The organism is Pseudoxanthomonas sp. YR558 (genome assembly GCF_900116385.1).
In the GTDB taxonomy this organism is placed as follows: domain Bacteria; phylum Pseudomonadota; class Gammaproteobacteria; order Xanthomonadales; family Xanthomonadaceae; genus Pseudoxanthomonas_A.
In genome coordinates this window covers 2,458,325-2,483,967 of sequence record NZ_FPCI01000001.1, presented here as the reverse complement: position 1 = coordinate 2,483,967, position 25,643 = coordinate 2,458,325, and the positions used below count along the sequence as shown (strand labels likewise).

At 67.5% G+C, this 25,643-nt stretch carries 28 protein-coding genes; 18 read left to right on the top strand and 10 right to left on the bottom strand.

Annotated elements, in window-relative coordinates:
- Positions 1 to 13: 13 nt before the first annotated feature.
- Positions 14 to 2,818, top strand: coding sequence for a serine/threonine-protein kinase (locus tag BM365_RS11465; protein WP_093489293.1), 2,805 nt, complete (start codon positions 14 to 16; stop codon positions 2,816 to 2,818).
- Between the two features lie 6 nt (positions 2,819 to 2,824).
- Here BM365_RS11465 and BM365_RS11460 read toward each other — a convergent pair whose 3' ends face one another.
- The 3 genes from BM365_RS11460 to BM365_RS11450 form a co-directional block, all read right to left on the bottom strand.
- A complete protein-coding gene (locus BM365_RS11460; protein ID WP_093489291.1) occupies positions 2,825 to 3,448 on the bottom strand; it encodes a thymidine kinase in 624 nt (207 codons plus the stop codon).
- 29 nt (positions 3,449 to 3,477) lie between these two features.
- Positions 3,478 to 4,143, bottom strand: a complete 666-nt coding sequence (locus BM365_RS11455) for an SEL1-like repeat protein (protein ID WP_093489289.1) — start codon at positions 4,141 to 4,143, stop codon at positions 3,478 to 3,480.
- Positions 4,144 to 4,247: 104 nt separating this feature from the next.
- Positions 4,248 to 4,955 (bottom strand): SEL1-like repeat protein, encoded by a 708-nt coding sequence (locus BM365_RS11450; protein WP_139227406.1) that lies wholly within the window; start codon positions 4,953 to 4,955, stop codon positions 4,248 to 4,250.
- Between the two features lie 97 nt (positions 4,956 to 5,052).
- Between BM365_RS11450 and BM365_RS11445 the strand changes: the two genes are divergently transcribed.
- The 3 genes from BM365_RS11445 (at position 5,053) to BM365_RS11435 (ending at position 7,865) form a co-directional block, all read left to right on the top strand.
- On the top strand, positions 5,053 to 7,029 hold the full coding sequence (locus BM365_RS11445; protein WP_093489701.1) for a UvrD-helicase domain-containing protein: 1,977 nt from the start codon (positions 5,053 to 5,055) through the stop codon (positions 7,027 to 7,029).
- 61 nt (positions 7,030 to 7,090) lie between these two features.
- Positions 7,091 to 7,471, top strand: coding sequence for a hypothetical protein (locus BM365_RS11440; protein ID WP_093489285.1), 381 nt, complete (start codon positions 7,091 to 7,093; stop codon positions 7,469 to 7,471).
- Between the two features lie 19 nt (positions 7,472 to 7,490).
- Entirely contained in the window at positions 7,491 to 7,865 is a 375-nt protein-coding gene (locus tag BM365_RS11435; RefSeq protein ID WP_093489283.1) for a VOC family protein, read from the top strand.
- 5 nt (positions 7,866 to 7,870) lie between these two features.
- Here the strand turns inward: BM365_RS11435 and BM365_RS11430 are convergent, their stop codons facing one another.
- Both BM365_RS11430 and BM365_RS11425 read right to left on the bottom strand, forming a co-directional pair.
- Positions 7,871 to 8,263, bottom strand: a complete 393-nt coding sequence (locus tag BM365_RS11430; protein ID WP_158253551.1) for an Imm50 family immunity protein — start codon at positions 8,261 to 8,263, stop codon at positions 7,871 to 7,873.
- A gap of 14 nt (positions 8,264 to 8,277) precedes the next feature.
- On the bottom strand, positions 8,278 to 8,928 hold the full coding sequence (locus BM365_RS11425; protein WP_093489279.1) for a YceH family protein: 651 nt from the start codon (positions 8,926 to 8,928) through the stop codon (positions 8,278 to 8,280).
- Positions 8,929 to 9,043: 115 nt separating this feature from the next.
- On the opposite strand from BM365_RS11425, the gene BM365_RS11420 reads away from it, so the two are divergent.
- The 4 genes from BM365_RS11420 to plsB all read left to right on the top strand — a co-directional run bounded on the left by BM365_RS11420 (position 9,044) and on the right by plsB (position 14,696).
- Positions 9,044 to 9,949 (top strand): 5'-nucleotidase, lipoprotein e(P4) family, encoded by a 906-nt coding sequence (locus BM365_RS11420; protein WP_093489277.1) that lies wholly within the window; start codon positions 9,044 to 9,046, stop codon positions 9,947 to 9,949.
- Positions 9,946 to 10,668 carry an orotidine-5'-phosphate decarboxylase gene (pyrF, locus tag BM365_RS11415; protein WP_093489275.1) on the top strand — a complete coding sequence of 241 codons (723 nt, stop codon included), beginning with the start codon at positions 9,946 to 9,948 and terminating at the stop codon, positions 10,666 to 10,668. Before BM365_RS11420 ends, pyrF begins: the two co-directional genes overlap by 4 nt.
- Before the next feature lie 257 nt (positions 10,669 to 10,925).
- Entirely contained in the window at positions 10,926 to 11,876 is a 951-nt protein-coding gene (locus BM365_RS11410; RefSeq protein ID WP_093489273.1) for a hypothetical protein, read from the top strand.
- 147 nt (positions 11,877 to 12,023) lie between these two features.
- Complete coding sequence (gene plsB / locus BM365_RS11405; RefSeq protein WP_093489271.1) at positions 12,024 to 14,696, top strand: glycerol-3-phosphate 1-O-acyltransferase PlsB; 2,673 nt, start codon at positions 12,024 to 12,026, stop codon at positions 14,694 to 14,696.
- Positions 14,697 to 14,702: 6 nt separating this feature from the next.
- Here the strand turns inward: plsB and BM365_RS11400 are convergent, their stop codons facing one another.
- Together BM365_RS11400 and BM365_RS11395 are read right to left on the bottom strand one after the other, a co-directional pair.
- Positions 14,703 to 15,422, bottom strand: coding sequence for an N-acyl amino acid synthase FeeM domain-containing protein (locus tag BM365_RS11400; protein ID WP_093489269.1), 720 nt, complete (start codon positions 15,420 to 15,422; stop codon positions 14,703 to 14,705).
- A 285-nt stretch (positions 15,423 to 15,707) separates the two neighbouring features.
- Positions 15,708 to 15,914, bottom strand: a complete 207-nt coding sequence (locus BM365_RS11395; protein ID WP_233210950.1) for a YdcH family protein — start codon at positions 15,912 to 15,914, stop codon at positions 15,708 to 15,710.
- A gap of 58 nt (positions 15,915 to 15,972) precedes the next feature.
- Here BM365_RS11395 and ttcA point away from each other — a divergent pair, with 58 nt between their 5' ends.
- The 6 genes from ttcA (at position 15,973) to BM365_RS11370 (ending at position 20,298) form a co-directional block, all read left to right on the top strand.
- On the top strand, positions 15,973 to 16,884 hold the full coding sequence (gene ttcA / locus BM365_RS11390; RefSeq protein WP_093489265.1) for a tRNA 2-thiocytidine(32) synthetase TtcA: 912 nt from the start codon (positions 15,973 to 15,975) through the stop codon (positions 16,882 to 16,884).
- 65 nt (positions 16,885 to 16,949) lie between these two features.
- Positions 16,950 to 17,852 (top strand): recombination-associated protein RdgC, encoded by a 903-nt coding sequence (locus BM365_RS11385; protein ID WP_093489263.1) that lies wholly within the window; start codon positions 16,950 to 16,952, stop codon positions 17,850 to 17,852.
- Positions 17,853 to 17,925: 73 nt separating this feature from the next.
- The gene (locus BM365_RS17825; protein WP_139227405.1) at positions 17,926 to 18,252 is read left to right on the top strand and encodes a hypothetical protein; all 327 of its coding nucleotides are present in this window, start codon (positions 17,926 to 17,928) and stop codon (positions 18,250 to 18,252) included.
- Positions 18,253 to 18,359: 107 nt separating this feature from the next.
- Positions 18,360 to 18,734, top strand: a complete 375-nt coding sequence (locus tag BM365_RS11380) for a hypothetical protein (protein WP_093489261.1) — start codon at positions 18,360 to 18,362, stop codon at positions 18,732 to 18,734.
- Between the two features lie 61 nt (positions 18,735 to 18,795).
- On the top strand, positions 18,796 to 19,584 hold the full coding sequence (locus BM365_RS11375) for a M48 family metallopeptidase (protein WP_093489259.1): 789 nt from the start codon (positions 18,796 to 18,798) through the stop codon (positions 19,582 to 19,584).
- A 126-nt stretch (positions 19,585 to 19,710) separates the two neighbouring features.
- Positions 19,711 to 20,298: a hypothetical protein gene (locus tag BM365_RS11370; RefSeq protein WP_093489257.1), complete on the top strand. Its 588-nt coding sequence runs from the start codon at positions 19,711 to 19,713 to the stop codon at positions 20,296 to 20,298.
- Here the strand turns inward: BM365_RS11370 and BM365_RS11365 are convergent, their stop codons facing one another.
- Both BM365_RS11365 and hemH read right to left on the bottom strand, forming a co-directional pair.
- Entirely contained in the window at positions 20,299 to 21,150 is an 852-nt protein-coding gene (locus BM365_RS11365; protein ID WP_093489255.1) for an alpha/beta fold hydrolase, read from the bottom strand. It lies immediately after the preceding gene.
- On the bottom strand, positions 21,147 to 22,112 hold the full coding sequence (gene hemH, locus BM365_RS11360; protein ID WP_093489253.1) for a ferrochelatase: 966 nt from the start codon (positions 22,110 to 22,112) through the stop codon (positions 21,147 to 21,149). Before hemH ends, BM365_RS11365 begins: the two co-directional genes overlap by 4 nt.
- Positions 22,113 to 22,221: 109 nt before the next feature.
- Between hemH and BM365_RS11355 the strand changes: the two genes are divergently transcribed.
- From BM365_RS11355 to tatC, 4 genes are all read left to right on the top strand, one after another.
- Positions 22,222 to 23,079 (top strand): lipid-binding SYLF domain-containing protein, encoded by an 858-nt coding sequence (locus BM365_RS11355; RefSeq protein WP_233210936.1) that lies wholly within the window; start codon positions 22,222 to 22,224, stop codon positions 23,077 to 23,079.
- A gap of 81 nt (positions 23,080 to 23,160) precedes the next feature.
- On the top strand, positions 23,161 to 23,379 hold the full coding sequence (gene tatA / locus BM365_RS11350; protein WP_056881531.1) for a Sec-independent protein translocase subunit TatA: 219 nt from the start codon (positions 23,161 to 23,163) through the stop codon (positions 23,377 to 23,379).
- A gap of 24 nt (positions 23,380 to 23,403) precedes the next feature.
- On the top strand, positions 23,404 to 23,901 hold the full coding sequence (tatB, locus tag BM365_RS11345; protein ID WP_093489249.1) for a Sec-independent protein translocase protein TatB: 498 nt from the start codon (positions 23,404 to 23,406) through the stop codon (positions 23,899 to 23,901).
- On the top strand, positions 23,898 to 24,656 hold the full coding sequence (gene tatC / locus BM365_RS11340) for a twin-arginine translocase subunit TatC (protein ID WP_093489247.1): 759 nt from the start codon (positions 23,898 to 23,900) through the stop codon (positions 24,654 to 24,656). The genes tatB and tatC overlap by 4 nt, the downstream gene beginning before the upstream one ends.
- A 92-nt stretch (positions 24,657 to 24,748) precedes the next feature.
- Here the strand turns inward: tatC and BM365_RS11335 are convergent, their stop codons facing one another.
- Complete coding sequence (locus BM365_RS11335) at positions 24,749 to 25,627, bottom strand: BPSS1780 family membrane protein (protein ID WP_093489245.1); 879 nt, start codon at positions 25,625 to 25,627, stop codon at positions 24,749 to 24,751.
- Positions 25,628 to 25,643: the final 16 nt, after the last annotated feature.

Here is a 25,643-nt window from a genome sequence, read left to right as displayed (position 1 = left end):
TGCATACCGCCCGATGGACGTCGAACGCTGGCAACGCCTGTCACCGCTGCTGGACGTCCTGCTGGAGCTTGACCCGGAGGCACGCGCGCAGCAGCTGGAGATCCTGCGCGCCGACGATCCCGACACGGCGCGCGAACTCGAGAAGCTGCTCGCGCTGGAAGAGGAAGGCGACGATTTCATCGACCAGCCCCTGGTCGACAAGCCCGGGCAGCTGAAGCCCGGCATCCGCATCGGCCCCTATCAGCTGGAATCGTTGCTCGGCGAAGGCGGCATGGGCATGGTCTGGCTGGCCTCGCGCGCGGATGGCCTGTACCAGCGCCGCGTCGCCCTGAAGCTGCTGCGCCCTGGCCTGGCCGACCCCAACCTGCGCCTGCGCTTCACCCGCGAGCGCGAGATCCTCGCGCGTCTGGAGCATCCCAACATCGCGCGCCTGCTCGACGCCGGCATCGGCAGCGAAGGCCAGCCCTACCTCGCACTGGAGTACGTCGAGGGCGTATCGATCACCGACTACTGCCAGGCCAACAACATCGGCCTGGAGGAGCGGCTGAAGCTGTTCCTGCAGATCTGCGAAGCGGTCAGCCATGCGCACGCCAACCTGATCGTCCACCGCGACCTGAAACCGTCCAACATCCTCGTCACGCCGGGCGGCGACGTGCGCCTGCTGGACTTCGGCATCGCCAAACTGCTCGACGATCCCGAGCCCGCACCCGTGCACCCGCGTACCGAAGTGCGTGCGTTCACGCTGCACTACGCCGCGCCGGAACAGGTGCGCGGCGAGCTGGTCACGACGATGACCGACGTCTATTCGCTGGGCGTCGTGCTCTATGAACTGATCGCCGACACGAAGCCTTATCGGCTGCGCCGACAGACCGACGCCGAGTGGGAACAGGCCATCCTGGCGGTGGAGCCGCTCAAGCCATCGGTCGCCACGCTGCGCACCACCGACGGCAGCCGCAGCCGGTGCCCGGACGCGCGCCGCAACGCGCGCAAGCTGGTGGGCGATCTCGACAACATCGCGCTGAAGGCGCTGCAGAAGCTGCCCGAGCACCGCTATCCGTCGGTGGAAGCGCTCTCGCAGGACCTGCGCCGCCACATGGAAGGCCGCCCGATCCAGGCACGCCCGCAGAGCGTGGGCTACCACCTGCAGAAGTACCTGGTCCGGCACCGTTGGGCCTTGGCGGGCGGCGGGTTGGCTGCCACGGTGCTGGTCGCCGCGCTGGGCATGAGCCTGTGGCAGGGCCGTCAGGCGATGCGCGAGGCCGCGCGTGCGCAGGCCATGCAGGACTTCGTCATCGGCTTGTTCGACAACGCCGGCGCCTCGCAGCAGGGCAGCACCTTCGATGCGCGGGAACTGCTCGCCGCGGGCGAACGCCGCGGCGAGCGCGAGCTCGCCAACCAGCCGCTGGCGCAGGCCGAGTTGCTCGGCGTGATCGCCCGCCTGCGCTTGGGCCTGGGCGACTACCACGAGTCGCTGGCGCTGTTGGAAAAGCAGTCGCGCGTGCTCGCCATCGCCGACGATGCACCCGACAGCCTGCGCTTGCAGGCGGCTACCCAGCACGGCCGCGTGCTCCGCCTGCTCGGTCGCTCGCGCCAGTGCGTGCAGGCGATGGCGGCCATGGAAGCGCGCCTGGCGACCTTGCAGTCGCGACTGCCCTTGCCGGTAGCGGAATTCCAGTCGCAGAACGGTCGCTGCCGCGCCGACGCCGGCGAGAAACAGGTGGCGCGGCAGATGTTCGACCGTTCACTGACGATCCGCCGGAACCTCAAGGACGAAGCCGGCGTGGCGGAGAACCTGCGCGACCTGGCACAGCTGGATGTCGAGCTCGGCAACGCCGATTCAGGTGTCCGTGGTTATCGCGCCGCACTGGCGCACCTGCAGGCGCACGGTTACGCGCGCCACCCGCTGGCGGTGGAGATCCAGCGCAGCCTTGCGCTGCTGTACCGCAATCGCGGCGAGACCGACGCGGCGCTGGCCTCGTTCCAGCGCGCGCGTGAACTGGCGGAAGACATCCACGGGCCGCGCCATCCCCTGACGCAAGCCCTTCGCCGGCACATCGCCGCCGTGCAGGTCGATCTTGGGCACTTGGTGGAGGCCGATGCCGAGCTGCGGCGCCTGCACGCGATGACCTTGGAATCACTCGGACCCAATCACCGCGATGCGGCATCGAGCTGGAACTCGATGGGCATCATCGCGTGGGAACGCGGCGACTACGACACCGCGGTGCGCGACGTTGCACGGGCGGTGGGCATCTGGCGGGCGAACGAGAGCTTGCAGATCCTGCCGGGCGGCCTCTTCAACTACGGCATGGTGCTGCACAGCGCGGGCCGATACGACGAAGCGTTGGCAGCGCTCGAGGAATCACGCGAGATGCGGGTCTCCACGATCGGCGCCAGCCATGCCCTGATCGGCGAGACGGATCGCATGATCGGCGAGGTGCTGGCTTCGAAAGGCGACCTCGCCGGTGCCACAGAGCGGTTCGACCGCGCGGTGCGCCTGACTCGGGTCGGCTTCGGCCCGGACCACCCGCGCACGTGGTTCGCGGAGCTGTCGATGGCGCGTCACTTGACCCGGCTGGGTCGCCCGCAAGATGCCATAGCCCCGCTGGAAGCGCTTGCGCTCCACGAAGGCGCCGGCAGCGAAGCGCCAAAACTGCGCTGGCTGGCCCGCGCTTACCAGGCAGAGGCACGTTGCAGGATGGGCGAGAAGGAGCGCGCGCGTCGCGAACTCGATGCCCTCGCTGGCGAGCTGCGCGCCGCGCTGCCCGACGGCGGCATCATCCCGCGCGAGGTCACCGACCTGCGCGTGGCCTGCCGTTGAGCTGGTTCACTCCAGCGGCAGGCCTGGCTGCAACGCTTCGATACGACCTTCCCCACGCGCGATCTTCTTGAACTCGGCGCGACTCACCGAAACGTAGCGCTCGTTGCCGCCGATCTCGACTTGCGGACCCTCCTGCACGGCGAGGCCCTGCTCGTTGACGCGTACCGTCATGATCGCTTTCTTGCCGGTGTGGCAGATGGTCTTGATTTCGCTCATCTCGTCGGCCCAGGCCAACAGGTACTGGCTGCCTTCGAACAGTTCACCACGGAAGTCGGTGCGCAGGCCGTAGCAGAGCACGGGAATACGTAAGGCATCCACCACTTCGCTGAGCTGCCACACTTGGGCGCGGCTGAGGAACTGCGCCTCGTCCACCAGCACGCAGTCGAGCTTGCCGTGGGCCGCGATATCGTCGCGGATCCAGCGCTCGAGATCGTCATCGCGCTCGAATGCCACCGCATCGGCACGCAAGCCGATGCGCGAAGCGACCACGCCGGCGCCGGCGCGATCGTCCAGCCGCGGGGTGAGGATCACCACCCGCATCCCGCGCTCACGGTAGTTGTGCGCCGATTGCAGCAGGGTGGTGGTCTTCCCGGCATTCATCGCCGAGTAGTAGAAATAGAGCTTGGCCATGCGCCCATTGTAAGCCGCTGACCTCTCCGTTACTTCGCTTCGGTCGGTTCCACCTGTTCGACGTCTCCCACGTCCACCTTGCCTTCCCGGGGCGCGCGCCACTGGGCGTCCTGCCAGGCCCGATACTTCTCCGGATCCCAGAAGGTGGGCGAGAAAAATCGGCTTCCGTCGATCCTCGTTTCATGGCCGTGGTTGTCGTAGAGCCTGATTTCGCGCGGAGGCGCGACAGTCCTCGACGACCACGCGATGTCGCGCAGGCGGCGCCGCATGTGCACCTCAAGGCGGCCGCGGGCGATACCATCACCGTACTCTGCAACGCGTGCCGGACCGTCCCGCAATGCGCGCGCTTGCTCGGCGGCGTCCAGTGCATGCCAGTAGCGTTCGCGCACGCCGACAAACACGGCATAGCCACGCTCTGCCGCGATGTCTGCCCAGATGTACGCCGACGCGCGATCCGCGCCCGCGCCCTCACCCTTCCAGTCCATTTCCGCCAGCATCGCTTGCGAAGGCTTGTCGCCGTACCAGGCCGCCTTCAGGAACTCGGCGCGCGCGAGCGCAACGTTCCCCTCCGCATAGGCATCCCATCCGAGCTTGCGGTGCTTCATGTCCGGATGGGCATCAAGGAAGGTCTGGCTGCTCAATGTGAGCTGTTCCTTGCGCGACAGTGGCGTTGTGGATTCCTGTGCGGATGCCATCCCTGCCAACCCCCACGACAACGTCAGCACATGCCAGGCAAGCCGCCCGCCCTTTCGCCCATGATCCATTCGCTCGCTTCCCTGCTGCGCTTCGTAGGGGCAGTCTACCTTGCCGGCTCGGGCTCGACCGTCTCCACGTCACCGACCCTCACGCGGCCTTTCAATGGGGCTTTCCATATCGCGTCCTGCAATTGCCAGTACTTTTCGGGCTGCCAGTACTTGGGTGCGTAGTATTCGTCGCCACTCAGCGTCATGCCGGTGCCCGCCATCGGACCGGTCTGGGGGATGATGGTGAGATTGCCAACGAAGCCGACCCGGCTACCGGTCACACGCCGCATTTCGCGCCGCAATACCTTCTCCAGGCGTGGCTTGGCCGCGTCATCGCCGTATTCGGCCAGCAGCGCCTGTCCGCGCGCGATCGCGTCGCGTTGCTCTGCCTCGCTCAGCGCACGCCAGAAGCCTTCCCGACGCACGAGGAAATCGTGATACAGACGCTCCGCCGCGATATCCATCCAGATATAGGCGAGCGCACGATCTGCTGCGACCCCGGTGCCGCTCCAGTACATCTCCGCGATGATCGCCTGCGCAGGCTTGTCGCCGTAGTACGCCGCGCGCTCGAGTTCGGCCAACGCCGCGGCGTAGTCCTTCTTCTCATACGACCTGACACCCTCGGCGCGCCAACGCAGGTCCGGATGGGCGGCGAGGAAACCTTCGGTCAGTACCGCCGGATCGATCTTCGCCTCCTGTGCGACCGCCGGCACAGCCACCAGGCCCAGGGTGACCGCAAGCACAAGGCTTCTGAAGGCGTTCATGTCGCGTACCTGCATTCTTCGGCGGGAATGAACTGCATGCTAGGAGAAGCCGCGCGCCGTTGTCTGTAAACTGATGGCCTACGCACTCGTACTTCCCATGCACGGTCTCAACCCCCCCCAACGCGCCGCCGTCCTTCACAGCAAGGGGCCCCTGCTGGTGCTTGCGGGCGCCGGCAGCGGCAAGACGCGCGTGATCGTGGAAAAGATTGCCCACCTGATCGCCGGCAACCACTTCCCGGCGCGACGGATCGCAGCGATCACCTTCACCAACAAGTCCGCCAAGGAAATGCGCGAACGCGTGGCCAAGCGGATCAAGGGCGACGCGGCCGAAGGTCTGACGATCTGCACCTTCCACGCGCTGGGGCTGAAGTTCCTGCAGATCGAACATGCCGCGGTGGGCCTGAAGCGCGGGTTCTCCATCTTCGACGCCGACGACGCCAGCGCGCAGGTCAAGGACCTGATGTACGGCGCCAAGCCCGACGATGTCGAGATGGCGAAGAACCTGATCTCGCGCGCGAAGAACGCCGGCCTCTCGCCCGAAGAGGCCTTGGCCGAGGCACGCACCAACCGCGAGAAGGAAGCGGCGCTGTTGTACCAGCGCTACCAGGACCGATTGACCACGTTCAACGCCGTCGACTTCGACGACCTGATCCGCCTGCCGGTGCAGGTGCTCGAGAACAACCCGGAGATCACGGCGGCATGGCGTGAGCGGATCGGCTACCTGCTGGTAGACGAATGCCAGGACACCAACGACGCGCAATACCGCCTGCTGAAGGCGATCGCCGGCGATCGCGGCGATTTCACCTGCGTGGGCGACGACGATCAGAGCATTTACGCCTGGCGCGGCGCCAATCCGGACAATCTGCTGCAGATGGCGAAGGATTATCCGGCGCTGCAGATCGTCAAGCTCGAACAGAACTACCGCTGCAGCAATCGCGTGCTGCGCGCAGCCAATGCGCTGATCGCCAACAATCCGCACGAGCACCCCAAGAAGCTGTGGAGCGACCAGGCCGACGGCGAGCGCATCCGCGTCTGGGAATGCCGCGACAATGAGCACGAGGCGGAGAAGGTCGCGGCCGAGATCTCGTTCGTGCACGCGTCGAAGAGCGCGGCGTGGAGCGACTTCTGCATCCTGTTCCGTGGCAACCACCAGTCGCGCGCGCTGGAGAAGGCGCTGCAGCTACTGCGCATCCCGTATCACCTGACCGGCGGCACCGCGTTCCTGGAGCGCCAGGAAGTGAAGGACGCGCTGTCCTGGCTGCGCCTGTTGGTGAATCCCGACGACGATGCGGCGTTCCTGCGCGCGGTGCAGTCGCCCAAGCGCGAGGTCGGCGCCACCTCGCTGGCCAAACTCGCCGAGATGGCGCAGCACGCGCACCTGCCGCTGTCGCGCGCCGCCGAATCGATGGGCGCGCTGAAGGCGCTCTCGCCACGCGCCGCCAATGGATTGAGCGCCTTCGTCGACATCCTGCGCGATCTGCGCCGGCATGCGGAGGAATTGCCGCCGGCCGACCTCGTGCGTCGGCTTAGCGAACGCTCCGGCTTGTTGGCCGACCTGCGCTCGCAATGCAAGGATGAAGCTTCGTTCCAGCGTCGCCGCGCCAACCTGGATGAGCTGGCGGACTGGTTCGAAGGCGGACCGCGCGGCAGTTCGGCCGGCGATCTCGCCGCGCAACTCGCGTTGTTGTCGCGCAACGACAAGGACGACGGCGGCAACCAGGTGCGCCTGATGAGCCTGCATGCCGCCAAGGGCCTGGAATTTCCGTACGTCTTCATCGTCGGTTGCGAAGACGGCACGCTGCCGCACGAGACGAGCGTCGAGGAAGGCAACCTGCAGGAAGAGCGTCGCCTGATGTACGTGGGCATTACCCGCGCCAAGCTGCAGCTCTGGCTGAGCCACAACCGCGAGACGCGTCGCTTCGGCGAACGCCTGCGACTTCAACCCAGCCGCTTCATCGACGAACTGCCCGCCGACGAACTGCAACGCGACGGCGCCGATCCGGTTGCCGATGCAGAACGCAAGAAGGAGCGCGCCAGCGCGGGGCTGGCCGCCATCCAGGCGATGTTCGACTGAAGTCGTGCCCACGCCGCGCGCGACGCGGTACGCTTGGCCGGCATCCACGGGAGCACAGACAATGACGCGCAACAGCCGGATCTGGTGGCTGGTGGGTTTCCTGATCGCCCTGGTCGGCGTTGGCTTCCCGTACTGGCGGGCGCCCTCGGCGATGACGGCCTTGCCCGGCGCGTTCTACGGACCCGGCCTCGCCGCGATCGCCGTGGTCGCAATGATGCTGCGGGCCTTCGGCACCGGGCGCTTCGTTTCGCTCTGGCTGCTGATCGCCGCAGCAGCACCCGTAGCGGTGCTGCTGCGGATGTTTGTCGGCGACACCGCCGGCACGCCGGTGTCGTGGCCTCGCGAACTGCTGATCGCGTCGGCGTTGGGGCTGGCGGCATCGCTGGTCGGCACCCTGATCGGCAGCCTGTTCCTGCTGCGCAGCAGCCGTCGACCGACCTGATCCTGCCGGAGGTTCCGCGATGACCACGATGCTCTCCACCATCCGTCAGATCGCCATCACCGTGAGCGACGTCGACGCCGCGCTGACCTTCTACCGTGATGCCCTCGGTTTGGCCTTCCTGTTCCAACCCGCGCCGACGCTGGCATTCCTGGACGCCGGCGGCATCCGCGTGATGCTGACCACGCCGCAGGGCGCAGGCGCGGTGGGCGCCAACTCGATCCTCTACTTCAGCGTGCAGGACATCGAGGCCACACAGGCCGCGCTCGTCGCTCGCGGCGCCACCGAGGAACGCGCGCCCCAGCTCGCCGCGCGCATGCCGGACCATGCACTGTGGACCGGTTTCCTGCGCGATCCGGATGGCAATCTCGTCGGATTGATGGAAGAGAAGCGCTGACGCGCTCAGTCGTCTTCGCCGGAACGCAGGTAGCCGGACAAGGATTCCACCCGCAGCAACAAGGCCTGCATGCGCAGCACGACACCGGTGGCGATGAACGTGACCTCCCATGCATCGTCCACGCGTCGCGCGGTGAGTTGCCCTGCGATCAGCGTGTCGAAGCCCGTCAGTGCGAAATCCCGGACGCCGAAACAGGCCAGGCGCACCTGCGTACGATTGGCCTCCTTATCCCAACGCGGCGGCAACGGGTCGGGCACGACGGCCAGGTCGAAGCGCAGGCGCGCGCTGGGACCATCGCGATGCAGCATCACTTCGTGCAGGTCCACCGGCAGCACGCCGACACCGGCGGGAAACGCGGCCAACGCCTGCGGGTTGTCCACCGCGAGCATCCAGTCCATGCCTATGCCCATGCTCAGCCGACACGATCGCTTAGCAACTGTTCCACCTGCCCACGCAGCAAGGCCATCTCGGTTTCCAGTGCGGCGACGCGCGCTTCGAGTTCCGCGTTGACCGGCTCGCCTCCCGGCGAGGCAGGCAGCCGCGCCGCGATGGCGGCCACATCCACGGGACCGCTCAACAGGTGTACGTAACGGTCCTCGCGCTGGCCGGGACCACGCGGGATCTGCAAGGCAAGCGCGGGCTCGCGCTGGATCAGGCGATCGAGGTGATGGCGCACGTCATCGGCATCTGCGAACTTGAACAAGCGCTCGCTGCGCGCGAGCAACTCATGCACCGTCTGCGCGCCGCGCAGCAGCAGCAGTCCCAGCAAGACCGCTTGCTGTTGCGGAATGCCGAAGCACGCCGCCGTGCGGTGCTCGTAACGCTCAGCGCGCGAGGAGAACACCTGCTTCGCCAAACCCTTCTGCTCCAGCTGGCGCAGCGCGTGGTTCACCGCGCCCGGGTCCAGCGCCATCACCGGCTCGCGCGCCGTCTTCTGGTTGGCGGCCGACTGCGCGGCGTTGATCGTCAGCGGATAGGTCTCCGGCGTGGTGGCTTCCTTCTCGATCAGGCAGCCCAGCAGGCGGGCCTCGGCGGCGTTCAGCACGATGGTCGTGTCGTCCATGGGAGCGGTGGCATCTGGCAGGGGCCGGCAGGATAACCCGCGCACGCCATGCCGCCGAACGACGCGTGTAACACCGGTCGGCTAGAATTCCTGCACTTTGAAGACCGGATCTCCCATGCGCGTTTCCCTGCTCGCCGCCGGCCTGGCGGCTTCGTTGCTGACCCTGTCCGCGTGCAAGCGCACCGAGCCCGCCGCCGCACCGGCCGATGCCGCCGCGCCCGCGACGCCGACCGCCACCAAGCCGACCGGCACGCACGACAACCTCAATGCCGTGGCGTGGGTGCAGACGTCGGTCGAGTACCGCGCGATCACCACCCAGACCTTCCGTGCCGCCGCCGACCACCTCGACGTGGCGCTGAAGGAAAAGAACTGGGACGCGCTGGTCCCCGCCGAACGCGGCAACGCCGCCACGGGCCTGAAGCCCGCGGTGGTGATGGATGTCGACGAAACCGTACTGGACAACTCGCCTTACCAGGCGCGCCTGATCCGCGATGGCAAGGAATACGACGAAATCAGCTGGGACCAGTGGGTGGCCGAGAAGAAGGCCAAGCCGCTGCCGGGCGTGGTGGATTTCGCCAAGGCCGCCGCTGCGAAGGGCGTCACCATCCTGTACATCTCCAACCGCGCCGTGCACCTGAAGGAAGCGACGCTGGCCAACCTGCGCGAAGCCGGCCTGCCGGTGGCGGACGAGAGCGTGTTCCTCGGCTTGGGCACGGTGCTGGACGGCTGCGAGCAGAACGGCTCCGAGAAGAACTGCCGCCGCCGCCTGGCAGGGCAGCAGTACCGCGTGCTGATGCAGTTCGGCGACCAGATCGGCGACTTCGTCCAGGTGGAAGCCAACACGCGTGACGGACGCCAGGCGCTGTTCGACGAATACGACGACTGGTTCGGCGAGCGCTGGTGGATGCTGCCCAACCCGACCTACGGTTCGTGGGAACCCGCGCTGTTCAACAACGCCTGGGACCAGCCGGCCGCCGCACGCACCCAGGCCAAGCGCGACGCGCTGGACTACGCACCGTGAGCCGGCACCCGGTCGCCCTGACAGCGCGCGAGCGCCTGATCTTCGCGCTGGACGCGCCGTCCGGTGCCGACGCGCTGGCGTGGGTCGACCGGCTGGGCGACGCCGTGCAGTTCTACAAGATCGGCATGGAGCTGCTCGCCAGCGGCGACTACTTCACCGTGCTGGACGAGCTCGCCCGCCGCGACAAGCGGGTGTTCGTCGACCTGAAGTTCTTCGACATTCCCGCCACCGTGGCCGGGGTGATCCGCGGGCTGTCTCGTTGGCCGGTGACCTACGCGACCATCCACGGCTGGCATGCGGGGATGATGGAAGCGGCCGCCACCGCGCGCGAGGGCGACCTGCGCCTGCTCGCGGTGACCGTGCTGACCTCGATGGATGGCGGCGATCTGCGCGCCATGGGCATCAATGGCGGCGAACCGGCCGACATCGTCGTTCAACGCGCGCTTGCCGCACAGGCTGCGGGGATCGACGGCGTTATCTGCTCAGGCCAGGAGGCCGGCATGATCCGCGCCGCCACGGGCACGGGCTTCTCCATCGTCTGTCCCGGCATCCGCCCGGGCGGCCCAGTGGGCGACGACCAGAAGCGCACGGTGGGCGTGGCCGAGGCCTTCGCGCTGGGCGCCGACGCCATCGTGGTGGGCCGGCCGATCAGCAAGGCGGCCGATCCGAAGGCCGCGGCCGAGGCGATCCAGACCGAGATCGCAGGCGCTATCAATTAAAATCAATAACTTATACAAAGTTATTTCAGGTATTGCCTTAGCATTCGGGCGCAGGTAGGCTGTGCGCATCCGGCCTTCGGGCCGGAGATGTGCCACAACACTTCGTCCTCCGGTTTCGGCCGGATTTCAGGGGACCCGCGGCGTCGCAAGACACCGGGTCCCCTTTTTTATTGCCCGACGACCGCCGACTTGCGACGGCCATGCTTGCCGCTCCCGGCGCCGCCCGCGAAGATGCGGGGCGACTGGGGAGTCACTGCATGAAGCCGAAGCCGTCCGCGTCCGTCCTGCGCGTGCTGGCAGCCCTCGGGCTGTCGCTCGTCCTGCTGGCCGGCTGCAAGAAACGCGAACCCGATGAGCTCGCCGGCGCCGCCAGCGAGCCCGCGGCCGCCGTGCGCCAACTCGCCTCGCACCTGCAGCGCAACGACCTGGTCGCCTTCGCCCGCGATGCCGTGCCGCCGGACATGCACGCCCGGCTGGAGACGGCCTGGCGCCGGGGCGAGGCCCGGTGGCCGCTCAGCGAACTACCGCTGGAGGACAAGCTGGTGCCGACGCTGGCCGCGCTGTCGGCGAAGGACGCCGAACGCACTCTGCAACGCAGCTTCGACCGTCAGTTCGCGCGCCAGGACCGTGATCTGCGCGAAGCCGCGCGCACGCTGGGCCTGTTCGGCGTCCAGTACGTGAAGAACGAGGGCGACTACACCCAGGAAGAGCGCGATCACTACGCGCAGGTCATCGCTGCCCTCAGCGACTGGGCGCAGCAGGCGCCGTTGGGCGATCCCGCGTTGGCCCGTGCGACGCTGACGAAGCTCGCCCCGGCGGCCCGGCGCAGCGGCCTGGCGTCAAACGAGGCCCTCTCCAAAGCCGGCATGCAGGGCAGCCTGCAGCGGCTGACACCGCTCTTCATCGAGACCAAGGCGACCTTCGCCCGCTACGGGCTGCCGCTGGACACCACCTTCGCCGACCTGCGCACCGGCCTGGTCCAGCAACAGGGCGACACTGCGACGGTCCGCATCCACTACCCGCTTGGCGAGCGGGAGATCGACACCGTGGTCAGCCTGGAGCGCCGGGGGAAGCACTGGTACCTGACCGACTACCTGCGGCATGCCGAAGATGCACTGGCGGCCGTCCAGGCCGACGCAGCACCCGAGGCGTCCCCACCCGTGACCCCGCCCGAGCCCGCCGAGAACGGCAACACATCGACAAGATGAGCGTCCGCAGGGGCGCCGAGCCACTCACTCCTTTAATATCAATAGCTTGCAGGGGCGGCCCGACATGCGGGTGAGGATCGCCAGCAGATGATCGGCGCCCGTTGGCACCTGTAACCGCTTTCCAGCCGCCCATGGGCGTGCGCCATAATGCGGCCGATGCCTGAACAGAATCCCCTGCCGTTCCCGGACGCCTCGGCGCCGACGCCCCTGGACAAGAAGCCGGCGGCCGATGCCGCGCCTGGCTCCGGAACCCATGCCGATGGCGATGCACCGCTGACAGCCGGCGCGCCGATGACACCGCCGGCGCCGACACGCCAGGCCAAGCGCCCGCTGTGGGCACGACTGCTGAGCCGCCTGGCCGATCCCTGGCTGGCGCTGTCGATCGAACCGGCGACGCCCGGCGACCTGCTGGACACGCGCCCGATCTGCTACGTACTGGAGGACTACGGTCTTTCCAACGCCCTGATCCTCGACCGGGCCTGTCGCGACGCCGGCCTGCCCTCGCCGCTGCTGCCGCTACCGGTCCCCGGCAATCCGCTGGGTCGCAAGCGTGCCTACGTGGCGCTGTCGCGCCGCAACGCCAGTACGTTGATCCCCGACCAGGTCAGCGCCAAGACCCATTCGGGCTCGCTCGCCAAGCTCCTGCAGGCGCATCGCGCCAACCCGGGACTGGACGTGCAGCTGGTGCCGGTCTCGATCTTCGTCGGCCGCGCGCCGGACAAGCAGAGCGGCTGGTTCTCGGTGTTGTTCTCGGAGAACTGGGCCATCGTCGGCCGCTTCCGCCGCCTGCTGGCGATCCTGCTCAACGGCCGCGGCACCATCGTGCGTTTCGCGCCGCCGGTGTCGTTGCGGGGCACGGTGGATGAAGGCCTGGAACCCGAACGCACGGTGCGCAAGCTGTCGCGCGTCCTGCGCACGCACTTCCACCGCATCCGCGAAGCCATCATCGGCCCCGACCTGTCCACCCGCCGCCTGCTGGTGGATCAGGTGCTCGCGTCCGATCCGGTGAAGGAAGCCATCGCCGAACAGGCCAAGCGCGACAAGTCCAAGCCCGAGGACGCGTGGAAGAAGGCGCACGCGTACGCGTGGGAAATCGCCGCCGACTATTCCAATCCGGTGGTGCGCTCGGCCAGCTTCCTGCTGAGCCACGTCTGGAACCAGATCTACGACGGCGTGCTGGTCCACCACCTGGACAAGTTCAAGCAGGCTGCGCCCGGCCATGAAGTGGTCTACGTGCCCTGCCACCGCAGCCACATGGACTACCTGCTGCTGTCGTACCTGCTGTACGAACGCGGCATCGTGCCGCCGCACATCGCGGCCGGCATCAACCTCAACCTGCCGGTGGTGGGCACGCTGCTGCGCAAGGGCGGCGCGTTCTTCATGCGCCGCAGCTTCCGTGGCAACCCGCTGTATTCGGCGGTATTCACCGAGTACGTCGCGCAGCTCGTTTCAGGCGGCTACTCGCTGGAGTACTTCATCGAAGGCGGACGCTCGCGCACCGGCCGCCTGCTGGCGCCGAAGGGCGGGATGATCTCGATGACGGTGCGCGCCTTCCTGCGCCAGCCGCGTAAGCCGGTGCTGTTCCAGCCGGTCTACATCGGCTACGAGAAGCTGTTGGAAGGCACCAGCTACCTGGACGAGTTGAGCGGCCGGCCGAAGGAAAAGGAATCCATCTGGGCCGTGCTGTGGGGCATCCCCAAGGTGCTGCGGCAGAACTACGGCCAGGTGGTGGTGAACTTCGGCGAGCCGATCCTGCTCAACGACGCGCTCGCCACGCACGCGCCGGCGTGGGACGGGCAACCGGTCGGCGAAGAAGAGAAGCCGGCCTGGCTGTCCGACACCGTCGATGCCCTGGCCCAGCAGATCCACGTCAACATCAACCGCGCCGCGGACGTGAACCCCATCAACCTGCTCGCGCTGGCGCTGCTGTCCACGCCGAAGCATGCGATGGGCGAGACCGACCTGATCGCGCAGATCGAACTGTCGAAGACGTTGCTGGCCGAACTGCCCTACTCGGATCGCGTGACCGTTACGCCGCACTCGCCGGAACGGATCATCGCGCACGCCGAGGAAATCAACATGCTGCAGCGGATCAAGCATCCGCTGGGCGACGTGTTGAGCGTGGACGGCGACACCGCCGTGCTGCTCAGCTATTACCGCAACAACGTGATCCACCTGTTCACGGCGTCATCGTGGATCGCGTGCTGCTTCCAGAACAACCGTCGCATGAGCCGCGCCGGCGTGCTCCGCCTGGGCCGCACGCTGTATCCGTTCCTGCAGGAGGAACTGTTCCTGCCGTGGACGGAGGACGAATTCGCCGAGCGCATGGAGCGCACGATCGAGGTGTTCATCCGCGAGGGGCTGTTGCAACAAGTCAACGAGGACGATGGCGGCATCCTCGCCCGTAGCGCCGGCCAGACCGACGAGGTGTTCCGCCTGCGTGCGATCGGGCATTCGCTGCAGCAGGCGTTCGAGCGCTACTACATCGCCATCTCGGTGCTGGTGAAGAACGGTCCGGGCACGCTGGGCGCAGCCGAACTGGAGAGCCTGTGCCAGCAGGCGGCGCAACGCCTCAGCCTGCTGTACGCACCGGCGGCGCCCGAATTCTTCGACAAGAGCCTGTTCCGCAGCTTCATCCAGAAACTGCGCGAGCTGAAGCTGGTGTGGCCGGACGAGAACAGCAAGCTGCTGTTCGACGAACGCCTGGATGCCTGGGCGCGCGACGCCAAGGCGATCCTGGGCCGCGAACTGCGCCACACCATCGAGAAGGTCAGCCCCGAGGCCGCGCGTCCGGCCGAACCGGCGCCCACGCAGGACTGAAGCCCCTCAGTCGCCGAGGTTGAAACTGCGCGCGAGCCACGCCTTCGCGGGCAGCGCGCGCGCGGGGTCCCGGACCAGACGATGCAGGGGCGAGCCGCACTCGGACAGGTGCGGTTCGTCGTCCAGCACCAGCACCATGCGCAGCAGGTCCACGCCGCCCGGGAGGATCGCCGGCGGCAGGTATTCGCGGAATCCGTAGTGCTCGAACACGTCATGCAGGAACGGCTCGCAGGCCAGCAGGCAGAACTGGATGCGCGCCTCCTGCGCCCATCGGTAGGCGTCCTCCATCAACCGGTCCACCACCGCCTTGCTGCGCTGGTCGGCCTGCACGGCGAAGCGCGTGCCGACGGCGACCTGCGCCAGCGGCCAGGTCCGTGCAAACGCGTCGATCTGGAACAGGCTGCCGTACTCCACCTGGACGGCGAGCGGCGAGAAGTCGTGCAGTCGCAGGGTAGCGATGGCATGCGCGCCCTTCTCCACCGACAACGTCGTACCGCAGATGTCGAGCCCGTCGGTGACGCGCTTGCTACGGTCGCCGGCCTGGCCTTGTTCGTGGAAGTACACCTCGCGACGCAGGCGCGGGACATCGCCCAATGGGTCACCCGGCGGAATGCGCCGCACCCGCAGGCCCAGTCCCGCCGTCGCTTCCTCCGCGGAGCCGGCCACCGCCAGCGTGTCGCGCAGGCGCGGATCCACGCGGTGACTGAAAGGTTTGTCCTGCTCCATGCCGCTCCCTCGCCACGGCGCGTGGGGCGCGCATGGCTCGTCGTTGGGAACCGTGGCGCCGGCAGGACGGCATACGGTCGTGGTCGTAGGGAAAACCCCCACATCCATGACTGAAGCAAGCATCGGGCCAACTATGCGGCAACGCGCCTCGGCAGCGGCGCAACGGCGGTCGCGTCCGGCTTTTCAGTCACTTGGCGCGAGTGGGGCGCCGGAGAGGCGGGCATCGGACCGTCTTCGGGTGACGCGCCACGTCAGATTCGGCCAGCGATGGGGCCGCTTGCAGGGTCAGGCGGGCTCGTCCGGGATCAGCGCGCTTTCGAGCCGCGCGATGCAGTCCTTGAGCCAGAGCTTGCGCTTCTTGAGTCGCTTGATGGCCACCTCGTCGGACTCGGTATCGTCGACCAGGCGCGCGATGGCGTCGTCGAGGTCCCGGTGCTCCACGCGGAGTTCGGCGATCTTATGGGCGATGTCGGAGGGGTTGCTGGCGTCCACCCGGCGAGCGTACACCGCCCGCGCCGAGGCCGTCACCGCGCCCCGGTACAATGACGCCATGAGCACCGTCCTGCCCCTTCCCGACCCCGTCCTGCGCCGTCCGGCCGCCGATCCGCGCCGCGCCGTGCACGAGCAGGGCAAGCTGGCCAAGCGCCTGCGCCGCCAGGTCGGCCAGGCGATCGCCGACTTCGGCATGATCGAGGACGGCGACAAGGTGATGGTGTGCCTGTCCGGCGGCAAGGACAGCTACACGATGCTGGACATCCTGCTGCAGCTCCAGAAGAAGGCGCCGGTGCGCTTCGAGCTGGTGGCGGTGAACCTGGACCAGAAACAGCCCGGGTTCCCGGAGCACGTGCTGCCGGAGTACCTGGAACGCGTCGGCGTGCCCTTCCACATCATCGAGCAGGACACTTATTCGGTCGTCAGCCGGGTGATTCCGGAAGGCAAGACCATGTGCTCGCTGTGCTCGCGCCTGCGCCGCGGCTCGCTGTACAGCTACGCCGAGGAAAACGGCTTCACCAAGATCGCGCTGGGCCACCACCGCGACGACCTGGTGGCGACGTTCTTCCTCAACATGTTCTTCCACGCCAAGTTGTCGGGCATGCCGCCCAAGCTGCTGTCGGACAACGGCAAGCACGTGGTGATCCGTCCGTTGGCCTATGTCCGCGAGGACGACATCGCCGCGTACGCCGAGGCCAAGGCGTTCCCGATCATCCCCTGCAACCTGTGCGGCAGCCAGGAGAACCTGCAGCGCAAGCAGGTCAAGAAGATGATGGACGCCTGGGAGCGCGAGACGCCCGGCCGCATCGAGACCATCGCGCGCGCGCTGGGCGATATCCGCCCCTCGCAGCTCTCCGATCCGAAGCTGTTCGATTTCCTGTCGCTGGGCCATCGCGATGGCGCCGCACTGCCGGACGCGCATGCCTGGCTGGCGGGCGAGCCGAACGCCGACGGCGAAGCACCGCTGTAACCCATCCGTTCCGATCCACCCGCATCTCGGCGGGCGGAGTGATCTTTCTCCTTCCTGGATAGTCGATGTTCTTTCGCAATCTCACGTTGTTCCGCTTCCCGACCTCCCTCGATTTCTCCCAGCTCGACGAACTACTCCCCGAAGCCGCGCTCAAGCCCGTCGGCCCGCTCGAGCTGTCTTCGCGCGGGTTCATCTCGCCGTTCGGCCGTGGCGAAGAAGCGCTGTCCCATCGCATCAACGACGCGATCTGGTTGAGCGTCGGTGGCGAGGACAAGATCCTTCCGGGCGCGGTGGTCAACGACCTGCTGCAGAAGAAGCTGCTGGAAATCGAAGAGAAAGAAGGGCGCAAGCCGGGCGGCAAGACCCGCAAGCGCCTGAAGGACGACCTGCTGCACGAACTGTTGCCGCGGGCGTTCGTGAAACCCTCGCGCACCGACGCGCTGATCGACCTGGAGCACGGCTTCATCGCCGTCGACGCATCTTCGCGCAAGACCGGCGAGAACGTGGTCTCCGAAGTGCGTCGCGCGCTCGGCAGCTTCCCCGCCCTGCCCCTCAACGCGGAAGTCGCGCCGCGCAGCGTGCTTACCGGCTGGATCGCCGGCGAACCGCTGCCGGAAGGTCTGTCGCTGGGCGAGGAATGCGAGCTCAAGGACGCGATGGAAGGCGGCGCGGTGGTGAAGTGCCAGAACCAGGAACTCCAGAGCGACGAGATCGCCAAGCACCTGGAAGCCGGCAAACAGGTCACCAAGCTCGCGCTGGTGCTGGACGACCACGTGTCGTTCGTCCTCGGCGAGGACCTGATCGTGCGCAAGCTGAAGTTCCTCGATGGCGCGGTCGACCAGTTGGAGAACACCGAGCACGACGACCTGCGCGCCGAGCTCGATGCGCGCTTCGCGTTGATGGCGGGCGAGCTGAAGCGGCTGTTCCTGGTGCTCGAGCACGCACTGAAGCTCAGCAAGGCGGACTGACAGCGCGGCTCGATTGCTCCGCGCCGTAATGCGGAGTACGTTGAGCGAGTGACCTACCACAAGGAGACGCTCGATGAAGTCGATGTCGCTTGTTGCAGTAGCCCTCGCCACCGCGCTCAGCGCGGCCTCCGCACACGCTGCAGGAAACACGGCACCGGTCCTGGAGTTGCCGGGCACGCTCACCTCGTCCGGCAAGACCTTCCTGGCAAAGTGCGACGACAGGGCCTTCGCCGAGGCAGCCGATCCCCGCCATCGTGCCGAGCGCTGTGCCCGCCTGCTTGCCCAATGGCGTGTGGAAGCAGCGGGTCGCTCGCAGCAGCCCTCTGCCGGCAAAGTGCAGTTTGGCGCCCCCCGAGGCATTGCGATCTATCCGCCACCGCCTAACGCAGCGGCGCGGTAGCGCTCGTTCTGACTCAGGGGGCCGCGACACTTCGTGCCCCTTCGTCGTATCTGATTGGAACGCTCGCCCCGCAAGCAGCGTTTGCATCCATTCATCCAGGAGCCTCCATGAAACTGATTTCACTATCCGTCGTGTTCTCCGCCCTCCTGTTTTCCACTCCGGTACTCGCCCAGCCGGACGCCCGGACGCTGACCGTCCCAGGCACCATGACCGAAGCCGGTCAGAAGTTCGCACGCCAGTGCTCCGATACGGCTTTCGCGGATCATCGGGATCCGGAAGCTCTCGCCCTGCGTTGTGAACGCCTGCTGGCCCGCTGGCAGCGCCAGGCAAACCAGCGTATCGCCCATCGCGCCAATCCGCGCGTCGAGGCGGTCTACACGGCGGCCCCCACGGAGCAGGCCAACCTCCCGTATGACACGGTCGCGTTCTTCCGCCAAGCCCCGCTGTTCCAGAGCTATGGCGATCTGAGCGGCGCCCGCTAAGCCCACCGCCACGCGCTTGCCTGGGGGCAGGCGCGTGACGGCCGCTTTACAATGCGGGGCCATGCTCCTGCCTCTACGCCGCCTGATTGCCCGCACGCCCCGCAGCGTCGAACGCGACACGGTGGCGCTCGAATTGCAGGACGGTCGCCGGCTGGACGTTCAGCGCGTCCGCGACCCGCGCGCCAAACGCTTGAAGCTGAGCGTCGACGAGCGCGGTGTGCGACTTACGCTGCCCTGGCGCGCCAGCCTCGTCTCTGGCGATCGCTTCCTGCAGCAGCATCGGGACTGGCTCACCGATCAGCTTTCGCGATACACGCCGGACGACGACGCCATCGTGCTGACGCCCGGCGTCACCGGCTTCCTGCCGCTACGCGGAGAAGATTTCCCGCTGCACTGGCACGAAGGGCGCTTCACCCGCATCACGAAGCAGGATGACGGGATCCACATCGATCTGTCCTCGCGCACCAGCGATGCCACCCTGAGACGTACCTTGCGTGCGTTCTACGAGGCCGAAGCGCGCGCGGACATCGGCCGATGGCTGCCGGCCTACCTGGCCGGCCTGCCACGCGCGCCCCGCCAGATCCGCCTGAAGGTGATGTCTTCGCAATGGGGTTCGCTCGCACCCGACGGTACGCTAACCCTGGACCTGGCCTTGGTCCTCGGACGACCCTCAGCCTTCGAGTACGTCCTGGTCCACGAACTCTGCCATTTGCTGCAGGCCAATCATTCCCCCGCGTTCTGGCAAGAGGTGGAAGCGCGATTCCCGGATTGGCGCGATGAGCGCGCGTATTTCCACGCCGAAGGTCGCCGTCTCAAATCCCGCCTGCATCGACTGCTGTCCGGCGACTGATCGGCGCGTCGGGCTGCCGTGTCCTGCGCGGCATGCACCTCGCGAATGAGAAGGGGCCGGGAGCCCAGTGGCTCACAGGGAACGGAGCCACGCTCCCGGCGCCAATTCCTTCGTCCGGTCACCTTCATGTCCTTTACCGCTTCGCGTACTCCGTCCGCTCTCGATGCCGACCTCGATGCAGGCCGCAGCGACGAGGTGCCTGCACTCTCGCGCTTCTCGCTGTACGCCCTGCCGGCATCGGAAACCAGCGCGACGATCCATACGCGACGCGCGCTGATGAGCCGCAAGGGCGTGACCGTCGAAGAGGCGGCAAGCCGCGCACGCGAGCGCCGGCGCGAAGCCGGCAAGATGCGTCGCATGGATCGCGCGGCGTGGCTGTTCCTCGTCGTCAGCACTTGCGGCGGCGCACTGGCGTGGCGTGGCAGCGCGCTGTCGTCGCAAATCATGCTGTTGGCCGGCTATGGCCTGCTCGCGATCGCACTGGTGGCGCTGCTGGCCCGGGTGACACGGACACCTGCACGCTCACCGCTCGATGCGTTCTACTTGCCGGACGAACTGCCCGCCACGGCCGAGGACATTGCGCTGCTACGCCGGCTCTCCAGCGAAGACCCGGAGCTGGAGGTCGTCACCAACGCCTGGTGGCGCAACCAAGCCCCTATCCGCAAAAGCGATATCCGCCTGGCCCTGGACCTGCGGCGCGCGAAGTTGGGTTGATCAGCCGCGCAGGAAATCGCCGATCACGTCGGCGACCGCCATGGGGTCTTCCATGTGCAAGTGGTGCGTGCCGGCGATGACATGCAACCGGCCATCCGGCAGTAGCTGGGCGCGCTGGGTCCGCAGAGGCTCGGGGAAATAGACCTGCGGCGGATCCGCATAGACCACCGTCGTGGGACACGTGATGCCGGCGACCAGGCGCGCGAGCTGCGGCTCGCTCAGCCGCTGCGGTGTGGGCAGCGTCAGCCGCTGATCGCTGCTCCAGACGTAACCGCCTTCGACTGCCCGGACGCCCCGCTCGACCAGCAGGCGCGCCGCCGGTTCGCTCAACTGGTTCGCCTGCATGCGCGCGCGCATCGGCGTCGCGAGGTCGGAGAACACCCGCAGCTTCTTGCCCGGCAGCGCGCGCGCCGCCGCAATGGCCTCGCGCCAACGGTCGGCGGTGCGCTCGACCGTCTCCGCCAAGCCGCCGAGCGCCTCGATCACGACCAATCGCTGGACGCGCTCCGGTGCCGAGGCCGCCACCAGGCTCGCGATGCCGGCACCCATCGAGTGCCCCAGTAGCGAGAACGTCTGCCAGCCCAGCGCATCGGCGATATCCAGCACCGCGTTCACCGCCACGCCGCTGGTGTACTCCGCCCCCGGCGCAAGATGCGCGCTCCCGCCATGCCCTGGCAGGTCGGGCGCGACCAAGTGTATGCCGGGCAGGCGTGGCGCCAGCGGGACGAAGCTCGCCGCATTGTCCAGCCAGCCATGCAGCGCGATCACCCTCGCGTCAGCGACGTCGCCGTCGTTGCGCAGGCCGGCAATGCGGCCCAGCGGGATCTGCAGCTCGAAGTCGCGCAGCGTCATGCGGCGACGTCGCCTGCCGCCTGGCGAGCGAGGGCCGCCAGCGCATCCGCGTGGCCCGCGCCGTTGTTGAGGCACGGCAGGTAGCGCAGTTCGCCTCCGGCATGCGCGAATTCTTCCGCAAGCCCGATGCCCACCTCCTCCAGCGTCTCCAGGCAATCGACGGCGAAGCCCGGGCACACGACATCCACCTTGCGCACCCCGCGGGCGGCCAGTGCGCGCAGGGTGAGGTCGGTGGCCGGCTCCAGCCATCGCTCCTTGCCGAAGCGCGATTGATAGGTCAGCGTCCACTCGTCATCGCGCAGGCCCAGCGCCTGGACAATCGCGCGCGTGCTCGCTTCGCATTGCTGCGGATACGGATCGCCCGCGCGCGCCAAGCGCTGCGGCAGCCCGTGGTACGAGAACAGCAGGTGCTCGCCTGCGCCATGGGTGGCGCGCCAGGTGCGGACCGAATCGACGACGGCGCCCAACCAGCCAGGATCGACGGCGTAGTCTTCGATGAAGTGCACCTGCAGCCCGGCCGCCTCGCGTACCACCACGTCGCGCACCGACTCGGTGGTCGTCGTGGAGTACTGCGGATACAGCGGCAGCACCACGACACGCTGCACGCCTTCTTCTCGCAGCGCACGCAGGCGGGCCGCCAGCGACGGCGCGCCGTACCGCATGGCGTCCATCACCCGCCAGTGCGGCAACCTGGTCTGCAGGACTTCGCTCAGGCGACGCGTATAGACCGCCAGCGGCGAACCCTCCGGCAACCAGATGCTGGCGTACTTGGCCGCGGCCTTGGGACCGCGCAACGGCAGGATCAGGCCGTGCAGCAGCGGCAGCCACGCGATACGCGGGATCTGCACGACGCGGCGATCGCTGAGGAATTCCCCCAGGTAGCGGCGAACGGCCGGCGCGGTAGGCGCTTCGGGCGTGCCGAGGTTGACGACGAGCAGGGCGGTGGAAGGCGTGTCGGTCATGAGCGCTATTGTGTCAGAGCGCCCGCACGCGTCAGCACATATTCATGCGCTCACGCCTACTTTCAATCAGTTGCAGCATTCTGCTGCGAGTCCTTCTCCGGAGTCCGCCATGAACCGCACCTCCCGCCGCTTGCTGCCGCCCACCGCCCTCGCGCTGGCCGCCGCCTTGTTCGCAGGCCAAGCCATCGCCGGCCCGAAGGAAGACGAGCGTGCGACCAATGCGGTCCGCGTGCTCAACGAAATCCAGCGCATTCCCGAGAACGGGATTCCCGACAAGCTGTTGGACGAAGGCAAGGCGATCGTCGTCATACCGGACACCCTGAAAGCCGGCTTGGTCATCGGCGGCCGTCGTGGCCATGGCCTGATGTCGGTGAAGAACCCGGACGGCAGCTGGTCGCAGCCGGTCTTCATCAAGCTCACCGGTGGCAGCATCGGTTTCCAGGCCGGCGTGCAGTCATCGGACGTGGTGCTGGTGTTCCGCAACGACCGCTCGCTGGACTCCATCGTCAACGGCAAGTTCACCCTCGGCGCCGATGCGGGCGTGGCCGCCGGCCCGGTCGGCCGCAATGCCTCCGCTTCGACCGATGGCCAGCTGAAGGCCGAGATCTGGTCGTGGTCACGCGCACGTGGTCTCTTCGCGGGCGTGGCGCTCGACGGCGCCGTGCTGCAGATCGACGACGAAGCCAACACCGCGGTCTACGGAAGCGCCGCCACGCCGCGCGCCATCTTCGAGAGCCGTGCCGGGCAGCCGTCCGATGCGGTGGTCGGTTTCCGCGATGAGCTCGAGGAAGTCACCGAGCTCGCCCGCGGCAACCGCGGCACCAGCGGTTCCGTGGCACGCGCCGCGACGCCGGCCCCCGCGGTCGCGCCGGTCGTGGTCGAAGCGCCCGCACCGACGCAGACACAGGGCTTCCAGCCGGTTCAGGAAGGCGAAGTCCGCACCGAGCCGCTGGACGGCACGCCCTGACGGAAGTCATGGGGTGTGGATCAACATCCGCACCCCCGGGCTGCGCTATCCTGAGCGTCCCTACTTTTCTGCGAGCACACCATGGGCGGTTTGAGCATCTGGCATTGGATCATCGTGCTGGTGGTCGTGCTGCTGGTCTTCGGCACCAAGCGCCTGCGTAGCGCCGGCAAGGACCTGGGCGAGGCCGTGAAGGGCTTCAAGGAAGGCATGCGCGACGACAAGCCGGCTGGCCAGCTGGGCGACCAGTCCCGCAGCGACGAAACCAGCGCCTCCAAAGAGCGCGACCGCGACGCCAGCTGATCCGGCGGAATCTCCGCCGCGACCATGTTCGACATCGGTTTCAGTGAACTGCTGGTCATCGCGGTCGTCGCGTTGATCGTGCTCGGCCCCGAACGCCTGCCGAAGGCGGCGCGGTTTGCCGGGCTATGGGTCCGCCGCGCGCGCGCGCAGTGGTACTCGGTGAAGGACGAACTGGAGCGCGAGCTCGCGTCCGAAGAACTCAAGCGCAACCTCAAGGACGCCCAGGACGCCCTGCGCGACACCGAGCAACGCATCCGCGACGGCGCGCGCGAGACCGAACGCCAGTTCGAGGAAGTGCGCCAGGCAGCGCGCGACGATGCGAAGGCGCTGCGCGACGACGTCGAATCCGCGATCACGCCCCCCGCACTCGCCAAGCCGCCGGCCGATCCCGAGCCGATGATCGAGGAGGAAGGTCGCCTCGCCTCGACCACCGACGTGCATGAAGACGTGCCCGCCGACGATGCACCGGCGCCGGATGTCGGTACCACGCCCGACCTGTTCCCGCCGAAGGAAGCGCGATGAACCGCGAATCGTCGGGCCAGGAGGCCGAAAGCAGCCTGATGGAACATTTGCTGGAGCTGCGCACGCGGTTGGTACGCGGACTCGCAGGCACCGGCCTCATCCTGCTGGCGCTGCTGCCGTTCGTCCGCCAGCTGTACGACCATCTCGCCCGCCCGCTGATCTCCCAGCTGCCCGCCGGCCAGGCGACGCAGATGATCGCCAGCGACCCCACCTCGGGCTTCTTCGCACCCATCAAGCTGGCGTTTTTCCTGGCGCTGTTCCTATCGTCGCCCTGGCTGCTGTTCCAAGCATGGAGCTTCGTCGCACCCGGCCTTTACAAGCATGAGAAGCGGTTGGCGATGCCGTTGCTGGTCTCGGCGATCCTGCTGTTCTACGCCGGCTGCGCGTTCGCCTATTTCCTGGTGCTGCCGAGCGTCTTCCATGCGCTGACCGTGTTCACGCCGGACATCGTGACGTTGGCGCCGGACCCGGCGAAGTACCTCGACTTCGTCATGGTGATCTTCCTGGCCTTCGGCGTGAGCTTCGAGCTGCCGGTGGCGCTGGTGATCATGGTGTTGCTGGGCTGGGTCACGCCGCAGCAGCTGCGCGAAGGTCGCGGCTACGCCATCGTGGGTGTGTTCGTCGTCGCCGCGCTGATCACGCCGCCGGACGTGGTGTCGCAGCTGATGCTCGCGATCCCGATGTGCCTGCTATACGAGCTGGGTATCGTGGCCGCGGGCTGGCTGAAGCCGCGCCCGCGCCCCGATAGCGCCTGAGCAACCATGGCGCCGAGCGCGCCGCAGCGCGTCCGGGTGCTGAACCATCGCGCTTTCGTACCGATGCCGTCCCGACTTGCGACTGACGCAGCTCAGACTTCGATATGGCTGGGCGCTGGCGAAGCCGCAGTCGGCGCCTGATTCCCCAGCATCTGTCGCCACGCCGCATACGCTGCACCGGCCAGCACCGGCATCACGACTGCCATCAGCACGAACTGCCAAAGGCCTATCGCGAGCGTCGGGCCCAGCACCAGCGCCAGCAGCGACGCCACCAGCAACGAGCCCATGCCGACGGCGAAGATCGCGATGCCCGCCAGCAGGTAGAACACCAGCATCGCGGTCCAATTGTGGGCACACGCGCGCAAGCTGTTGCGCATGGCATCGACCACGTGCGTGTTCGAGAACAGGATCTGCGGCGAGGCGATGAAGGTCATCCACTTCACCGCAACGAATACCACGGCGACCAGCAGCAGCCACAGTAGCAGGCGTCCAGCGGGCAGACCTTCCACCAGCGATGGATCCGGCTGTCCGCCAGCCGCCGCGATGGCCTGCATCTGCTGATACACATCCGCCAGGTGCTGCAGCTGTTCGGTGCCCACCATGACGAAAAGCAGTGCACCCATTACCAGCGCCGCCAGCAGTTGCGGCAGCAGCGTGGCCAACAGCGCAGGCGCATGGCCGTCGCGCACCGGCTGCAGCAGGTTGGACGGCGTTGCGTGGCGTCCTTCATCCACCTCTCGCACGGCCCAGAGCATGCCCGCGAAGAACAGCGGGCCCGCAAGAACGAGCAGGAACTGCATCGCCAGTGTCATGGCCGGCAACGTCACCGCCACCAACATTACGGCCATCGAGAGCAGTCCCCACAGCACGGCCAGCGTTGCCAGCGGCACCGGCGCGCGCTTAAGCAGGGCGAAGCCCGCCAGCAGCCATTCTGCGCCGGCACTGGCCGGCACCTTGTTGATCGTCGACATCAGGGTTCTCTGGAGG

Bases quoted from the DNA above. Each gene is read 5' to 3' on its own strand.
- BM365_RS11465 (WP_093489293.1), top strand. From the start codon at position 14: ATGGACGTCGAACGCTGGCAACGCCTGTCACCGCTGCTGGACGTCCTG.
- BM365_RS11460 (WP_093489291.1), bottom strand. From the start codon at position 3,448: ATGGCCAAGCTCTATTTCTACTACTCGGCGATGAATGCCGGGAAGACC.
- BM365_RS11455 (WP_093489289.1), bottom strand. From the start codon at position 4,143: ATGGCATCCGCACAGGAATCCACAACGCCACTGTCGCGCAAGGAACAG.
- BM365_RS11450 (WP_139227406.1), bottom strand. From the start codon at position 4,955: ATGAACGCCTTCAGAAGCCTTGTGCTTGCGGTCACCCTGGGCCTGGTG.
- BM365_RS11445 (WP_093489701.1), top strand. From the start codon at position 5,053: ATGCACGGTCTCAACCCCCCCCAACGCGCCGCCGTCCTTCACAGCAAG.
- BM365_RS11440 (WP_093489285.1), top strand. From the start codon at position 7,091: ATGACGCGCAACAGCCGGATCTGGTGGCTGGTGGGTTTCCTGATCGCC.
- BM365_RS11435 (WP_093489283.1), top strand. From the start codon at position 7,491: ATGACCACGATGCTCTCCACCATCCGTCAGATCGCCATCACCGTGAGC.
- BM365_RS11430 (WP_158253551.1), bottom strand. From the start codon at position 8,263: ATGGACTGGATGCTCGCGGTGGACAACCCGCAGGCGTTGGCCGCGTTT.
- BM365_RS11425 (WP_093489279.1), bottom strand. From the start codon at position 8,928: ATGGACGACACGACCATCGTGCTGAACGCCGCCGAGGCCCGCCTGCTG.
- BM365_RS11420 (WP_093489277.1), top strand. From the start codon at position 9,044: ATGCGCGTTTCCCTGCTCGCCGCCGGCCTGGCGGCTTCGTTGCTGACC.
- BM365_RS11410 (WP_093489273.1), top strand. From the start codon at position 10,926: ATGAAGCCGAAGCCGTCCGCGTCCGTCCTGCGCGTGCTGGCAGCCCTC.
- plsB (WP_093489271.1), top strand. From the start codon at position 12,024: ATGCGGCCGATGCCTGAACAGAATCCCCTGCCGTTCCCGGACGCCTCG.
- BM365_RS11400 (WP_093489269.1), bottom strand. From the start codon at position 15,422: ATGGAGCAGGACAAACCTTTCAGTCACCGCGTGGATCCGCGCCTGCGC.
- ttcA (WP_093489265.1), top strand. From the start codon at position 15,973: ATGAGCACCGTCCTGCCCCTTCCCGACCCCGTCCTGCGCCGTCCGGCC.
- BM365_RS11385 (WP_093489263.1), top strand. From the start codon at position 16,950: ATGTTCTTTCGCAATCTCACGTTGTTCCGCTTCCCGACCTCCCTCGAT.
- BM365_RS17825 (WP_139227405.1), top strand. From the start codon at position 17,926: ATGAAGTCGATGTCGCTTGTTGCAGTAGCCCTCGCCACCGCGCTCAGC.
- BM365_RS11380 (WP_093489261.1), top strand. From the start codon at position 18,360: ATGAAACTGATTTCACTATCCGTCGTGTTCTCCGCCCTCCTGTTTTCC.
- BM365_RS11375 (WP_093489259.1), top strand. From the start codon at position 18,796: ATGCTCCTGCCTCTACGCCGCCTGATTGCCCGCACGCCCCGCAGCGTC.
- BM365_RS11370 (WP_093489257.1), top strand. From the start codon at position 19,711: ATGTCCTTTACCGCTTCGCGTACTCCGTCCGCTCTCGATGCCGACCTC.
- BM365_RS11365 (WP_093489255.1), bottom strand. From the start codon at position 21,150: ATGACGCTGCGCGACTTCGAGCTGCAGATCCCGCTGGGCCGCATTGCC.
- hemH (WP_093489253.1), bottom strand. From the start codon at position 22,112: ATGACCGACACGCCTTCCACCGCCCTGCTCGTCGTCAACCTCGGCACG.
- BM365_RS11355 (WP_233210936.1), top strand. From the start codon at position 22,222: ATGAACCGCACCTCCCGCCGCTTGCTGCCGCCCACCGCCCTCGCGCTG.
- tatA (WP_056881531.1), top strand. From the start codon at position 23,161: ATGGGCGGTTTGAGCATCTGGCATTGGATCATCGTGCTGGTGGTCGTG.
- tatB (WP_093489249.1), top strand. From the start codon at position 23,404: ATGTTCGACATCGGTTTCAGTGAACTGCTGGTCATCGCGGTCGTCGCG.
- tatC (WP_093489247.1), top strand. From the start codon at position 23,898: ATGAACCGCGAATCGTCGGGCCAGGAGGCCGAAAGCAGCCTGATGGAA.
- BM365_RS11335 (WP_093489245.1), bottom strand. From the start codon at position 25,627: ATGTCGACGATCAACAAGGTGCCGGCCAGTGCCGGCGCAGAATGGCTG.